This window comes from Caballeronia sp. SBC1, from assembly GCF_011493005.1.
Lineage (GTDB): Bacteria > Pseudomonadota > Gammaproteobacteria > Burkholderiales > Burkholderiaceae > Caballeronia.
In genome coordinates, this window is sequence record NZ_CP049156.1 from 48,812 (window position 1) to 62,913 (window position 14,102).

The window sequence follows — 14,102 nt, forward strand, 5'->3', positions numbered from 1 at the left end:
GGCAGTCGCCACCAGACTAGACAACTCCCCGACGCATGCCTTGTTTTTGTGTCGCCGTCTGCCACGTGAGTTCCTCCGTGCAGGTCATCCGGCGACCCGAAATGCGCCTCTCGCGAGCAGCGCCGGCGGGTTGCAAACCGTTTTCTCTTCCAAGAACGGAGTGTGATCGATGAACCAGCCTGCAGTAGTAGATCAGAACGTGGACGCCGACAATGATGTACCGGCGTACGTGAAGAACCAGAAACTCATCGACTGGGTGCGGCAGGTCGCCGCGCTGACAAAGCCGGAGCGGATCGAATGGTGTGACGGGTCGGAGGAGGAGTACAACCGCCTTTCACAACAAATGGTCGACGCCGGTACGCTCAAACGCCTCAATCCCGCCAAACGGCCTAATTCCTACCTGGCATGCTCGGACCCATCCGACGTCGCGCGGGTGGAAGACCGGACGTTCATCTGCTCGGCGCGCCCTGAACAGGCCGGTCCGACGAACAACTGGATCGATCCTGCCGAAATGCGTCTTACGCTGGACGGTCTCTTCGACGGCTGCATGAGCGGCCGCACGATGTTCGTCGTCCCATTTTCGATGGGACCGCTCGGCTCGCCGATCGCACATATTGGCGTGGAACTGACCGATAGCCCGTACGTGGTCACCAACATGCGCATCATGACGCGCATGGGCCGCGCGGTGTACGACGTGCTCGGCGCTGGCGGTGAATTCGTGCCGTGCGTGCATTCGGTTGGTGCGCCTTTGCAGCAGGGGCAGAAAGACGTTCCTTGGCCGTGCAACGACACAAAATACATCGTTCATTTTCCGGAGAGCCGCGAGATCTGGAGTTTCGGTTCGGGCTACGGCGGCAACGCGCTGCTCGGCAAGAAATGTTTCGCGCTGCGGATTGCATCCACAATGGGACGCGCCGAAGGCTGGCTCGCCGAACACATGCTGATTCTCGGCGTGACGTCGCCGCAAGGGCGCAAGTATCACGTCGCGGCGGCGTTTCCGTCGGCGTGCGGCAAAACCAATTTCGCGATGCTGATTCCGCCGCAGGACATGGCGGGCTGGAAGGTCTCCACCATCGGCGATGACATCGCCTGGATCAAGCCAGGCCGCGACGGCCGGTTGTACGCGATCAACCCCGAAGCAGGATATTTTGGCGTGGCGCCGGGCACGAGCGAAAAGACCAACTTCAACGCCATGGCGACGCTCAAGGAGAACGTGATCTTCACGAACGTGGCGCTCACCGACGACGGCGACGTCTGGTGGGAAGGCATGACGGACACGCCGCCGGCGCACCTGATCGACTGGCAGGGCAATGACTGGACGCCCGAGTCGGGCAAGAAGGCAGCGCATCCGAACGCCCGATTCACGGCACCGGCTGCGCAATGTCCGTCTATCGACGCAGATTGGGAAAATCCCGCCGGGGTCGCAATCGATGCGTTTATCTTCGGCGGCCGCCGTTCGGACACCGTGCCGCTCGTCACCGAGGCGCGCAGCTGGAACGAGGGCGTCTACATGGCCGCGACCATGGGCTCGGAAACCACTGCCGCCGCAGCCGGCCAGCAGGGCGTGGTCAGACGTGACCCGTTCGCCATGCTGCCGTTCTGCGGCTACAACATGAGCGACTATTTCGGCCACTGGCTAAAAGTGGGCGAGCGGCTAGAGCAACTCGACGCCAAACTGCCGAAGTTCTTCTGCGTAAACTGGTTCCGCAAGGGCGCGGACGGCAAGTTCGTGTGGCCAGGTTTCGGCGACAACATGCGCGTGCTGAGCTGGATGATTGGCCGCATTGAAGGCACCGCTCAGGGCGATGAACACGCGTTCGGCCTCTCGCCGCGCTTCGAGGACATAGACTGGGGCGCACTCGACTTCACCCGCGAGCAGTTCGAACGCGTTATTTCGGTGCAGGACTCGGCATGGCGGGCTGAACTGGAACTACACGACGAGTTATTCACGAAACTCGCCCAAGGACTGCCTTCCGAGCTTGCCGAGACGAAAGCCGCGTTCGAAAAGAGAGTTTCGGTCTGATTTTTGTTGAAACTCGATTAACGTGATTAGTGACGAAAGTCGACATAATCGATGAAATAAGGGCCGCATTAGTGGCCCTTATGCATTTCTCGCTGTACTGCGTCAAAATTGCTTCTGCCAGCTTTTCAGAATGATGTCGGATCGCGCTCGATAGCGACATCGTTCCGAATTTAGCAATAATGCGCCGTGTTTCTCCTTGCCGAATGGTAAAGCCGAAATCTTTTGTCAGAAAAAGTCACATTTAAGGCAACTTCTGCACGAAAACGGGAGTCCTAGGATAATTCCGAATTGCTTCTGGAATTTAAAAGAGGCCGTCTAGCAGCAGGAGTTGTCTTATGGATCATTTGCAGTCGATGAAAGTATTCGTCCGAGTGGCGGATCTCGGCAGTTTTGCCCGCGCAGCCGGCGCGATGGATATCTCGAATGCAGTGGCAACGCGTCATATTGCTGACCTGGAAGGACGTCTGGGCACCCGCCTGCTTAACCGCACGACGCGCAGTCTGTCGCTGACCGAGTCGGGCCAGGTGTACCTGGAACGCGCTCGCCAGATCCTCGACGAGCTCGAGGACGTCGAACAAATGGTGGTTGCACGTAATCATGAGCCCGTTGGATCGCTACGAATTGTCGCACCCGTCGTGTTTGGCCTGCACAACCTCGCGCCCGTGCTGCAGACCTATACGGAGCGCTATCCGAAAGTCGTGCCGGACGTCACGCTGGTCGACCGGCAAGTTGATCTGGTCGAAGAGGGCTTCGACGTGGGCATTGTGATCGCGCGCCAGATGCGCAGCGCGAGCATTGTCACGCGGCGCCTCACGACCGGTTGCCTCACCGTATGCGCTACGCCCGGGTATCTCGAAAAGCATGGCGTGCCGACGCGGCCTGAAGACCTTGCTGAACATCCGTCGCTGAGTTTGCCGTCCGAATATTTCGGCGATGAGCGTGTGTTCACCGGCCCGGAAGGCGAAGTGCGCGTGCGGCCGACGAACGTGATCGTCGCGAACAATACCGAGATGCTGCGCCAGTTCGCGCTGCTCGGCATGGGCATCGCGATCCTGCCGAGCTACCTGATCGGCAACGACACTACGCGCGGCAAGCTGGTGAGGCTGTTGAGCGACTACGCGCTGCCGCAGGTCGAGATCAACGTTGCGTATCCGAGCCGGCGCCATTTGCCGGCGAAGGTGCGCACGTTCATTGATCACCTTGTCGAGCATTTCAGCCAGACGCCGAATCATCAGCTTGGCGAGCAGTGGGTGAAGGACGGATTCATCAAGCCGGGATCGCCGGCAATTGATGAGCGTGATTCCGAGCCGCTGGTTGCGCACGCGGCCTACGCGGAAGCGGAAGGCGGTGCCCGATTTGAAGCCGAAGCGCCCCTCACCGATGACAACAAGCTCGGTGGCAAGCCTGCGAAGTCGCGCTCGCGTGCGACGCCGGCCATGCCATCGCCGTTCTGACGGGGCAGCTGTGTTGAGGCTTCTTGAGCACTTAAGCGTTGTCCAGCACGATGAACGAAAAAAGCCCGCGAATGACTCGCGGGCTTTTTTTTATGCTGCGGGGCGGGGCCTAACCTACCGGCCCTGAAAACTATCCCGCTTTGCGAGCCGGCGCCTTCTTGGCCGCCACCTTCTTCGCAGGCGCTTTCTTCGCCGCAGGCTTCACGGTCGTCTTCTTGGCCGCAACGGCGACGTCGCCGTCACCTTCATCTTCCGCTTCAGTAGCCGCTGCCGCACCGCGCTTGACGGCCGGTTTCGCACCTGGTTTCGGCTCTTTCTTCTCGAATTCGAAGCCGATCTTGCCATCCGGCTGCTTGACGAGAAACGCCTTGAAGTTCCGGCCCGTGCGCGATGACTTGAAGCCCGTCAGCAAGTCCGTCCTTCCTTCCTCGAGCAACTTCGTCATCTGCTCGCGCGACATTTCCTGCTGCAGGATCACCTTGCCCGAACGGAAATCGCAAGTTTTCGGATTCGCCACTGAGTTCTCGCACACATAACTCATGCCGTGCTCGTACACGCGCGACTGACATTTCGGACACGCGCCAACCGGCGTCTGCTCCGAGAAGTCCACCGGTTCGCCGTCTTCGCCGCCTGAATCCTGACCGAAGTCGAACTCGAGCTTCCAGTTCTTGATTTCGTCGTCGAAGGAAAGCTTCAGGATCGCGGAAAACGGCCGGCCCATCTTGCTGCGGAATCCCGACAGCGGTCCGATGGTCTTGTCCTTGATCAACTGCTCGACTTCAGGAATCTCGAACTGCCGTCCGCCAGGAATCTTCGACATCGAGAATTCGCACTTCGTGCAAGCGAATCGCCGATAGTTCTCTTTGATCTGGCTGCCGCAATTCGGACACGGCGTTTCGAGCGTCGAATAATCGCCGGGGATGGTGTCGGAGTCGTATTCCTTCGCGCGCTTCACGATGGTCTGCGTCATGCGCGCGATTTCCTGCATGAACTCGTCGCGCGGGAGCTTGCCGCGTTCCATCTGCGACAGCTTGTGCTCCCACTCGCCGGTCAGTTCGGGCGCCGTCAGCTCCTCTACGCCGAGGCCGCGCAGCAAGGTCATCAACTGGAACGCCTTCGCCGTGGGAATCAGCTCACGGCCTTCGCGCACCATGTACTTTTCGCCCAACAGCCCTTCGATGACCGCCGCACGCGTAGCCGGTGTGCCCAGACCCTTCGCGGCCATCGCCTCGCGCAATTCCTCGTCTTCAATGAGCTTGCCCGCGCCTTCCATGGCCGAGAGCAATGACGCTTCGTTGTAGCGTGCCGGCGGTTTCGTTACCAGACCGACCGCCGCGACCTTCTCGACATCGACCTTCTCGTCCTTCTGAACCTGCACGAGATTGGCGTCTTCGCCGCCCACTTCCTTGCCGTACACCTGCAGCCAGCCCGGTTCTACGAGTACCTTGCCTTCCGTCTTGAAGTGATGGCCGGCGGCTTCGGTGATCCGCGTGGTGACGAGGTATTCGGCTGCCGGGAAAAACACCGCGAGAAAACGCTTTACGACCAGGTCGTACAGCTTCTGCTCCGGCTCGGACAACGATTTCGGCGCCTGCAGAGTGGGGATGATCGCGAAGTGATCGCTGATCTTTGAGTTGTCGAAAATGCGCTTGTTCGGCTTTACCCAGCCCTTGTCCAACACCTGCTTCGCGTGCGGCAGATAGTTGTTGCTCTCCTTGAGCATGGCGAGCGTGTCTTTCACCGTCGGGATGTAATCCTCAGGCAGCGCGCGGGCGTCGGTACGCGGGTACGTGAGCACCTTGTGCTTTTCATACAACGCCTGAGCCAAGCCGAGCGTGTTCTTGGCCGAAAAGCCGAAACGGCCGTTGGCTTCGCGCTGCAAGCTAGTCAGGTCGAACAGCAGCGGCGACATTTGCGTGGACGGCTTGGCTTCTTCCGTGACCGTGCCGGTTTTGCCACGGCAAGCCGCGACAATGGTTTCAGCAGCCGGCAAGCTCCAGAGCCGCGAGTCGCGCTGCTCCGGATCGCCCTCGACGCGCTTGAATTTCGGGTCGAACCAGCGACCTTCGTACATACCCTTCGCAGCGATAAATTCAGCACGCACTTCCCAATAATCGCGCGGTACGAAGCGACGGATCTTTTCCTCGCGTTCCACGACGATAGACAACGTTGGCGTCTGAACGCGACCCACAGTTGTCAGGAAAAAACCACCGCCCTTGCTGTTGAACGCGGTCATGGCGCGCGTGCCGTTGATGCCTACAAGCCAGTCGGCTTCGGAGCGGCAACGGGCGGCATCGGCTAGCGGCTGCATGTCCGCGTCGCTGCGCAGGTTCGCGAAACCGTCACGGATGGAGCCGGCGGTCATCGACTGGAGCCAGAGGCGTTGCACTGGCTGCTTGGCTTTCGCGTGCTGCGCGATCAGGCGAAAAATCAGCTCGCCTTCGCGCCCCGCGTCACAGGCGTTGATCAGGCGATCGACGTCCTTGCGCTTGAGCAGCTTGGTCAGCACTTTCAGCCGGGATTCGCTTTTGGCGATCGGATTCAGGTCGAAATGCGGCGGAATGACGGGCAAATTGGCGAAGCTCCACTTGCCGCGCTTGACCTCGTACTCCTCCGGCGCGGCAATTTCGAGCAAGTGGCCGACAGCCGACGACAGCACGTAGTCTTCGCTTTCGTAATATTCGTCATGCTTGGTGAAGCCGCCCAAAGCGCGCGCGATGTCGTTCGCGACAGAAGGCTTTTCAGCAATGATCAGGGCTTTGGACATGACTCGATTCTAGTTAGGGACTGGCATGAGGCCGGGTTTGGGTGGCTTGCGCCGCCTCGGTTCGGACCCGTTAACGTCCGCTTTATAGCATATGGCGTGCGGCGCGCGGTCTGGCATTTGGTGAAACGCGGGATGCCGAACGGTGAATGTGGGTGCTTTGTGATGCAAGCACGGCAGCCGTTTCAGCTTACGGATGCGCTCGGTTGCGCATAGTGGTCTTGCCGGTTGAATCGATACACGCGTCGACTCACTCGGTCGATTCACGCGGCGACCAGCGCGGGGCGGATCTTCGGTGCACCCACCACGCCCGGCAACGCGCTCAAGTCCGTCAACATGCGCGCAACAATAGACGTTTGCGGCAACACCGTTCCAAAAAATCGGGTTGTCACGGCGTCTTCGATCAAGACGGTCGGAAAATTTTCCACATCGAGATCATCGAAGCGATCTGCCTGGTTTTCGATGTCGATCCATGCAAAGCAGATGTCCGGATGGGCGTCGGCGAGCAAGTTGAAACTCTCGCGATAGTCGCGGCACGTCCCGCACCATTCGGCGCACAGGCAGGCGACGAGCAGCGTGCCGGCGCTGGCCAGGCGCTCGGCAATCTGATCGGCGTCGGTGTCGAGATTCAGCGCGGGCATGGTTCCTTGCAGTCCTTTTCGTAAGTAATTTGTCTGATGATGCAAGCAGTGGATTTTGTCGCGAATGTAGCATGGTGTCGAAAAATCAGCGTTCAAGCCGGGTAAAGCGTCCCCCCGGCAACGCGCCAATCCGCCCCGACAGTTCGAGTTGCAGCAGCAGGCTTTGTAGCATCGCTCCGTCCATTTCGGTTCGCTCGGCAAGAATTTCAAGCGTCGCGGGCGAGTGCCCGAGTGCGTCGAGCAGGCGTTCGGCTTCCGGGTTGGCGGGTTTTAGCGATGCGGACGCCCAGGACGCACTCGTCGGTTTGCCGCGAGCGGCGGAACCTGAACCCGACGCGTCCTGAAGCTCCAGCGCGAATTCGCTGGTAGCCGGTTCAGTGCCGCCATCCTCCGCTGGACGTGTTTTCCCACGCCTTCGCGGCTTCGAAACAGGAGCCGCCGTCGCTTCACTCGGAACCGTAAAACCAAACTCTTCGAGAATGTCTTCGGGCGTTTCCACAAGCTTCGCCCCCTGCTTGATCATCCGATGACACCCGCGCGACAGCGGCGCGTGAATCGATCCGGGAATCGCGAATACATCGCGCCCCATTTCGTTGGCGAGGCGGGCGGTAATCAGCGAACCCGAGCGCGTGGCCGCTTCAACGATCAGCACGCCACTCGCCAGCCCCGCGATCAACCGGTTACGCTGGGGAAAATTTGCCGACCGGGCCGGCGTGCCGAGTGGCCATTCCGACACAATCGTGCCGTTCGACGCAATTTCGTGCGCCAGCGCGTGGTGCAGCGGCGGATAGACGAGATCCGCACCCGTTCCGATGACCGCAATCGTGCTGCCGGCACCGCTAAGCCCTCCGCGATGCGCCGCGCCATCTATACCCAGCGCGAGCCCCGAGACTATGGCGAGCCCCGCGTCCGAAAGGGCGTGCGCGAAGCGGCGGGCGTCGTCAATGCCTTGCGGCGTTGCGCTTCGGCTGCCAACGATCGCAACCGCCCGGGCCTGTAGCAGGTCCAGCCGTCCCTTTACATATAGCAGCGGCGGCGGATCGGGCATGGTCAGCAGCGCAGGCGGGTACGCCGAATCCGCAAGCGTGACGATCCGGTTGCCTGGAACCGACGCCCACTCAAGCGTGCGGGCGAGGCATTCGTCGAATGAGCCGAGTTCCGAGCGTGGCGGAGAGCCCAGCACGGCACGCGCGGCTTTCTCTCCGGCGATGACCGCGAGTGCGTTGAATGGCTGGTTCAACACCGCCTGCGGGCTGCCAAATTCCGCAAGCAACGCACGCAGCGCAATGGGCGGCAAACCGCTCGCATTTGCCAGCCGCAGCCAGGCTGAAACGTCCTGCAAATCGGTTTCTCCCAGACAGGGCTTGGCGTCGGCCGTCGGCAACAGGAAAGGCGTCATGTTAAAATTTTCATATCCCGAAATACGAAAGGATTGTCGAACGGCCGTGTTCCTGGCTATTCGGACAACGCGTTGCCGCCCCGCGAGCGGCACTGAAACGACGTTGAAGCGCCGCGTTTCGGCCCAATCATCTTCTCGATACCGGCACTCTTTTACAACCTGGCCGAATGGCCGACTATCGCGCGCCGCGGCGTGCGTCGATAATCTGAATCATGGCTCTGCTCAACATACTCAAGTACCCGGACAAGCGGCTGCATAAGGTCGCGAAGCCCGTCGAGGTCGTCAATGACCGGATTCGCAAGCTCGTCGCCGACATGGCTGAAACCATGTACGCGGCGCCTGGCGTCGGCCTTGCCGCAACCCAAGTGGACGTGCATGAACGCGTGATCGTCATCGACACATCGGACACGCACGATCAGCTTCAAGTCTTCATCAATCCGGAGATTGTCTGGTCGAGCGAAGAGAAGAAGGATCACGAGGAAGGCTGCCTGTCGGTGCCGGGCATTTACGATTTCGTCGAGCGGCCGGAAAAGGTGCGCGTGCGTGCGCTGAACGAGAAGGGTGAGACGTTCGAAATCGACTGCGACGAGTTGCTTGCCGTGTGCATCCAGCATGAGATGGATCACTTGATGGGCCGCGTGTTTGTCGAATACTTGTCGTCGCTCAAGCAGACGCGAATTCGCGGCAAGATGAGAAAGCTCGAAAAGGCGCTGTGACGCGTCGATTCACCAAGACTGATGCTGGAATTTGCAGGTTGCTGAATCGATGACTCAATCGCTGCGTGTCGTATTTGCTGGAACACCCGAATTTGCCGCTGTCGCGCTGGCCGCCATTCATGCGGCGGGGTTCCATGTGCCGCTTGTGTTGACGCAGCCGGACCGGCCGGCGGGGCGCGGTTTGAAACTGGCAGCGGGTCCGGTGAAGCGATTCGCGGTCGAGCACGGTTTGCCGGTGGCGCAGCCGACCTCCTTGCGACGCAATGGCAAGTATCCCGAAGAAGCGGCGGCTGCAATCGAACTGTTGAAGGCTACGCCGCACGACGTCATGGTTGTTGCTGCGTACGGGCTGATCCTGCCGCAGGAAGTGCTCGACATCCCGCCGCTGGGTGCAATCAATATCCACGGTTCGCTGCTGCCTCGCTGGCGCGGCGCGGCGCCCATTCATCGTGCGCTCGAAGCCGGAGACGGCGAGACGGGTATCACGTTGATGCAGATGGATGCAGGTCTCGATACCGGTGCGATGATCGTCAAAGGCCACATCGCGATCGCGCCCACCGATACCACCGCCACGCTGCACGACCGCATGGCGCAACTGGGCGCCGATCTGATCGTTGAAGCGCTGCGGGATCTTGAGCGGGACGGCGCCTTGGCCGCCACGCCGCAGCCGCAGGACGGCGCCACGTACGCGGAGAAGATTGCCAAACACGAAGCGGCGCTGGACTGGCGTCGTCCGGCGAGCATGCTCGCGCGTCAGATTCGCGCCTTCGATCCGTTTCCAGGTGCGTCCGGAACGCTCGATGGCGTAGTCGTGAAGATATGGGCCGCCGAGCCGGTGGAACTGACGGGTGATGCCGAGGCAGGCGTGATTGTGGAAAGCGGCGCGGAGGGTGTCTTGGTTGCGTGTGGTCAGGGCGGGTTGCGTCTTATGCAGTTGCAAAAGCCCGGCGGCAAACGACTCCCTGTGCGCGAGTTTCTCGCTGGATCGCCTATTGTTAAAGGGCAACGATTCGAACTTCGGGAAGTTGCGCCGGGTGCCTGAAAGGTGTCTGCGTATTTCCCACGCCGTCGCTAAGACGGTGGCTAACGCCAGCCAAAAACAAAAATCACCCAAGGGCCTGCCGCAATGCTCGGAATCACCGGTTTCACGCTATTTATCGTCGCCGTCATGTTGCTCAGCGTTACGCCGGGGCCCGATACGGCGTACATCGTCGGCCGAAGCGTTGCGCAAGGGCGGGGCGCGGGCGTGGTGTCGGCGCTGGGCATTGCGGTCGGCTGCATTGTGCATACGTTGGCCTGTGCGTTCGGACTGACGGCGTTGCTGGCGGCATCGGTGACAGCGTTCACCGTCGTCAAGTTCGCGGGCGCGATTTATCTGATCTATCTTGGCGTGCGGCTGATCTTCACCAAGCCGGCAGCCGCAAAAACCAGCAACAAGCAGAGTGGAGAAACCCGGGTTCGCGCCGCACCGAAGTCGCTGCAGCAACTCTTCACGCAAGGCTTCGTCACGAATGTGCTGAACCCGAAAGTGGTGCTGTTCTTCGTTTCGTTTATCCCGCAATTCGTTGCTGTCGACAGCCCACACAAGACACTCGCCTTCCTCGCACTCGGTTTTGTGTTCGTGCTGGTCAGCACCTTCTGGAATACATTCGTGGCGTGGATCGCCGGCAGCGTGACGCAACGCTTCTCCGGCAAGCCGAGCGTCAAGCTGTGGCTGGACAGGGTGGTGGGCAGCGCATTCGTCGGATTGGGCATCAAGCTGGCGACTTCGCACAGGTGATTGAATTTTTCCGTGATGCCCTTATCTAACATTTTGCTTACAATCCGAGGCCGGCCAATCGTTGATTGATTGCTCGGTCAGGCAAAAAGGCCGCTTCGGCCGCTCGCGCTTAAGGCGCATTGATATTGGGTGAGGAGTTCAAGACATGTTCAACTGGGTCAAAACGGCGATGCTGATGGCAGCGATCACGGCCCTTTTTGTCGTGATCGGGGGAATGATCGGCGGCAGCAAGGGGATGATGCTTGCGCTGATCGTCGCCCTCGCTATGAATTTCTTCTCGTACTGGTTCTCCGACAAGCTCGTGCTGAAGATGTACAACGCACAGGAAGTCGACGAAGCCAGCGCGCCGCAGTTTTATCGCATGGTTCGCGAGCTTGCCACGCGGGCGCAATTGCCCATGCCGAAGGTGTATCTCATCAACGAAAACGCGCCCAACGCGTTCGCAACCGGGCGTAATCCGGAGCACGCGGCTGTTGCTGCGACTACCGGCATCTTGCGGGTGTTGTCCGAGCGCGAGTTGCGCGGCGTGATGGCGCATGAGTTGGCGCATGTGAAGCACCGCGACATTTTGATATCGACGGTATCGGCGACCATGGCTGGTGCGATCTCGGCGCTGGCCAACTTCGCCATGTTCTTTGGCGGCCGGGATTCCGAAGGCCGGCGCTCGAATCCGATCGCCAGTATTGCTGTAGCCATGCTGGCGCCACTGGCGGGTGCGCTGATCCAGATGGCGATATCCAGGGCGCGGGAATTTGAAGCCGATCGCGGCGGCGCGCAGATTTCCGGCGATCCACAAGCGCTCGCCAGCGCGCTCGAGAAAATTCACGCCTATGCAGCGGGTGTGCCGTTCCCGGCTGCCGAGCAGCACCCGGCCACTGCACAGATGATGATCATGAACCCGCTTGCGGGCGGCGGAATCTCCAAGCTCTTTTCGACGCACCCGGCGACCGAGGAGCGCGTCGCGCGCCTGATGGAGATGGCGCGAACCGGACGAATGGAGTGATGTCGCCTGTCTGTCTGAGGCCATAGTCATGGATTCATTGCCGCGCGAGCGGCGATGGGTCCATGTTCATAGCGTGTCGTAAACAGCGGCGCGCTGCCTCCAATCCCGCCCGTTCGGCCAGCATCCGGGTTCCAATCTCAGCCCAAACCCCTTGCAAGTTACAATGCTTCGTTTGTGCGGACCGGCATCGGCCGGCTCGAACGCCTTCGCCCCGACATGACCGAAAAGCCTTCCCGACGCCGCGCCGTTTCATCGGCGGATAGCAGCCGAGCGTCGTCCGACGCCCGTCTAGCCACGCTTCACCTCGCTCCCGATTCACTTGCGTTCGCGCTCGATGCCGCCGCGCAAGCGGTCGGCGCGGTGCGTGCCGGTTCTGCGTTGCCCGCAGCTTTGCAGACGGTCATCGAGGCAACGCACGTGGCGGTATCGCGCGGGGCGACACAGGACATTGCGTACCGCACGCTGAGGCGTCTTGCCGTGGCCGACGCGCTGCTCGCGAAACTGGTGCGCAAGGCGCCGCCGCCGCATGTGTCAAATGTGATGGCCTGCGCGTTCGCGTTGCTCGTGGACGATGAAGCCCACGCCGCGTACACGCCTTTCACCGTTGTCGATCAAGCAGTCAACGCGATAGCCGCACGGCGCGAATTCGCGTTTGCGAAGGGTCTGGTCAATGCCGTTTTGCGCTCGTTCCTGCGCGAACGTGAAGCGTTGCTCGCCGAGGTTCAAAGTAACCCCGTCGCACGTTTCAACTATCCCGCATGGTGGATCGACGCGGTCAAACGCGGCCAGCCCGACGAATGGGAAAACATCCTCGACGCCGGTAACCGGCAAGGCCCGCTCACATTGCGCGTGAATGCACGGCGCATGAGCGTGGCGCAATATCTCGAAGTCCTTAAGGCAGAGCACATAGAAGCCGATGCCGTCGGTATTCACGCCGTGCGCCTCAAGACGCCGATGGCGGTCGACAAGATCCCCGGTTTCGCTGACGGCGTTGTGTCGGTTCAGGACGCCGGCGCGCAGCTCGCCGCACAGTTGCTGAACGCGCGCGACGGCATGCGCGTGCTCGACGCATGCGCCGCGCCTGGCGGCAAGACAGGCCACGTGCTGGAACTGGTGAACGTCGAGTTGATCGCGGTGGAAAGCGATCCGGGGCGCGCACGGCGTATTGGAGAGAATCTGCAGCGCCTGAATGTGCAGGCGGAAATTCGCGTAGGCGATGCCGGCGAACCGTCGGGCTGGTCGGACGGCGATCCGTTCGATCGCATTCTTGCCGACGTGCCGTGTTCGGCATCGGGGATCGTGCGGCGTCATCCTGACATTCGCTGGTTGCGCCGTCCGTCAGATATCGCAGCCTTGGTCGAAGAACAGCGCCGCATTCTCTCCGCGCTCTGGCCCCTGGTCGCGACCGGCGGCGAGTTGCTCTACGTTACGTGCTCGATCTTCCCCGAAGAGGGCGAGTTGCAGGCGCAGTGGTTTGGAGAGGTGCACGAAGATGCGGTACGATTGGACGCGCCGGGGCAATTATTGCCAACAGCCAGCCGCACCGGCGCGGCTGGTTCGCAAGTATCACCGGACCCGGTCACGAACTCGCTGACGGACAATTCAGGCGAGGCGCAACGTACCCGCTCAACACGGACGCGGGACGCGGAAGCCTTTGCGGACCATGACGGATTCTTCTACGCGCGCTTTCAGAAACGGTGACGATCAAACGCTTTTTCCCGCTGCGGCTCGCGCCTGCCGGCCAGGCCGTGCTGGCCTTGTTGTTGAGCCTTGCGCTGTCGTTCATGCCCGCTTCGGCCGCGCAGGCCGATCCCATTGCTGTGCAGCGCGCGTCGTTGCAAGCGGACGGATCGGGCTGGAGTCTCGACGCCCGTTTCGACTTCGATCTCAACAGCAGCCTTGAAGACGCTGTGAACAAGGGCGTGCCTTTGTATTTCACAACCGATTTCGATTTGTCACGGCCGCGCTGGTATTGGTTCGACGAAGAACCGGTGAGCGTATCGCAAAGCATCCGGCTTTCATTTCAGCCCCTGACACGCGAATATCGTGTCTCCACGGGCGGCTTGCAGCTCGGATTCGCCACGCTTGAGGAAGCACTCGCTGTCATCAAGCACGTGACGTCGTGGCACGTGATCGATCGTAACCAGGTCAAGCCAGGCGAGACGTATAACGCGTCGGTGCGCATGCAGCTCGACATTGCACTGATGCCCAAGCCGTTCCAGATCGACGCGGTCAACAACCGCGACTGGAATCTCTCTTCCGACTGGAAGCGTTTTACTTTTACGGCGGCGACCAGTGCTAAATAAACTACGCCGCCGGCCG

11 protein-coding genes are annotated in these 14,102 nt (G+C 60.8%); 8 read left to right on the plus strand and 3 right to left on the minus strand.

The window, feature by feature from the left end; genetic code table 11:
• The first annotated feature begins 169 nt into the window (after positions 1-169).
• The gene (locus SBC1_RS00220) at positions 170-2,023 is read left to right on the plus strand and encodes a phosphoenolpyruvate carboxykinase (GTP) (protein ID WP_165085340.1); all 1,854 of its coding nucleotides are present in this window, start codon (positions 170-172) and stop codon (positions 2,021-2,023) included.
• Between the two features lie 335 nt (positions 2,024-2,358).
• Positions 2,359-3,477: a LysR family transcriptional regulator gene (locus SBC1_RS00225; protein WP_165085344.1), complete on the plus strand. Its 1,119-nt coding sequence runs from the start codon at positions 2,359-2,361 to the stop codon at positions 3,475-3,477.
• A 130-nt stretch (positions 3,478-3,607) separates the two neighbouring features.
• On the opposite strand, the gene SBC1_RS00230 is transcribed toward SBC1_RS00225, so the two are convergent.
• The 3 genes from SBC1_RS00230 to dprA all read right to left on the minus strand — a co-directional run bounded on the left by SBC1_RS00230 (position 3,608) and on the right by dprA (position 8,281).
• A complete protein-coding gene (locus SBC1_RS00230) occupies positions 3,608-6,244 on the minus strand; it encodes a DNA topoisomerase III (protein ID WP_165986868.1) in 2,637 nt (878 codons plus the stop codon).
• A gap of 260 nt (positions 6,245-6,504) precedes the next feature.
• On the minus strand, positions 6,505-6,882 hold the full coding sequence (locus SBC1_RS00235) for a thioredoxin family protein (RefSeq protein WP_165085349.1): 378 nt from the start codon (positions 6,880-6,882) through the stop codon (positions 6,505-6,507).
• A gap of 85 nt (positions 6,883-6,967) precedes the next feature.
• Entirely contained in the window at positions 6,968-8,281 is a 1,314-nt protein-coding gene (gene dprA / locus SBC1_RS00240) for a DNA-processing protein DprA (protein ID WP_165085352.1), read from the minus strand.
• A gap of 212 nt (positions 8,282-8,493) precedes the next feature.
• Here dprA and def point away from each other — a divergent pair, with 212 nt between their 5' ends.
• From def to SBC1_RS00270, 6 genes are all read left to right on the plus strand, one after another.
• A complete protein-coding gene (gene def / locus SBC1_RS00245) occupies positions 8,494-8,997 on the plus strand; it encodes a peptide deformylase (protein WP_165085356.1) in 504 nt (167 codons plus the stop codon).
• A gap of 49 nt (positions 8,998-9,046) precedes the next feature.
• Positions 9,047-10,039 carry a methionyl-tRNA formyltransferase gene (fmt, locus tag SBC1_RS00250; protein WP_165085358.1) on the plus strand — a complete coding sequence of 331 codons (993 nt, stop codon included), beginning with the start codon at positions 9,047-9,049 and terminating at the stop codon, positions 10,037-10,039.
• Positions 10,040-10,123: 84 nt separating this feature from the next.
• Positions 10,124-10,777, plus strand: coding sequence for a LysE family translocator (locus SBC1_RS00255; RefSeq protein WP_165986870.1), 654 nt, complete (start codon positions 10,124-10,126; stop codon positions 10,775-10,777).
• Between the two features lie 145 nt (positions 10,778-10,922).
• Positions 10,923-11,780, plus strand: a complete 858-nt coding sequence (htpX, locus tag SBC1_RS00260) for a zinc metalloprotease HtpX (RefSeq protein WP_165085363.1) — start codon at positions 10,923-10,925, stop codon at positions 11,778-11,780.
• Between the two features lie 216 nt (positions 11,781-11,996).
• Complete coding sequence (gene rsmB / locus SBC1_RS00265; RefSeq protein ID WP_165085365.1) at positions 11,997-13,481, plus strand: 16S rRNA (cytosine(967)-C(5))-methyltransferase RsmB; 1,485 nt, start codon at positions 11,997-11,999, stop codon at positions 13,479-13,481.
• Positions 13,478-14,086 (plus strand): DUF4390 domain-containing protein, encoded by a 609-nt coding sequence (locus SBC1_RS00270; RefSeq protein ID WP_165085368.1) that lies wholly within the window; start codon positions 13,478-13,480, stop codon positions 14,084-14,086. Before rsmB ends, SBC1_RS00270 begins: the two co-directional genes overlap by 4 nt.
• The last annotated feature ends 16 nt before the right edge of the window (positions 14,087-14,102 follow it).

Coding starts and splice junctions, on each gene's coding strand:
- SBC1_RS00220 (WP_165085340.1), top strand. CDS start 170: ATGAACCAGCCTGCAGTAGTAGATCAGAACGTGGACGCCGACAATGAT.
- SBC1_RS00225 (WP_165085344.1), top strand. CDS start 2,359: ATGGATCATTTGCAGTCGATGAAAGTATTCGTCCGAGTGGCGGATCTC.
- SBC1_RS00235 (WP_165085349.1), bottom strand. CDS start 6,882: ATGCCCGCGCTGAATCTCGACACCGACGCCGATCAGATTGCCGAGCGC.
- def (WP_165085356.1), top strand. CDS start 8,494: ATGGCTCTGCTCAACATACTCAAGTACCCGGACAAGCGGCTGCATAAG.
- dprA (WP_165085352.1), bottom strand. CDS start 8,281: ATGACGCCTTTCCTGTTGCCGACGGCCGACGCCAAGCCCTGTCTGGGA.
- rsmB (WP_165085365.1), top strand. CDS start 11,997: ATGACCGAAAAGCCTTCCCGACGCCGCGCCGTTTCATCGGCGGATAGC.
- SBC1_RS00255 (WP_165986870.1), top strand. CDS start 10,124: ATGCTCGGAATCACCGGTTTCACGCTATTTATCGTCGCCGTCATGTTG.
- fmt (WP_165085358.1), top strand. CDS start 9,047: ATGACTCAATCGCTGCGTGTCGTATTTGCTGGAACACCCGAATTTGCC.
- htpX (WP_165085363.1), top strand. CDS start 10,923: ATGTTCAACTGGGTCAAAACGGCGATGCTGATGGCAGCGATCACGGCC.
- SBC1_RS00230 (WP_165986868.1), bottom strand. CDS start 6,244: ATGTCCAAAGCCCTGATCATTGCTGAAAAGCCTTCTGTCGCGAACGAC.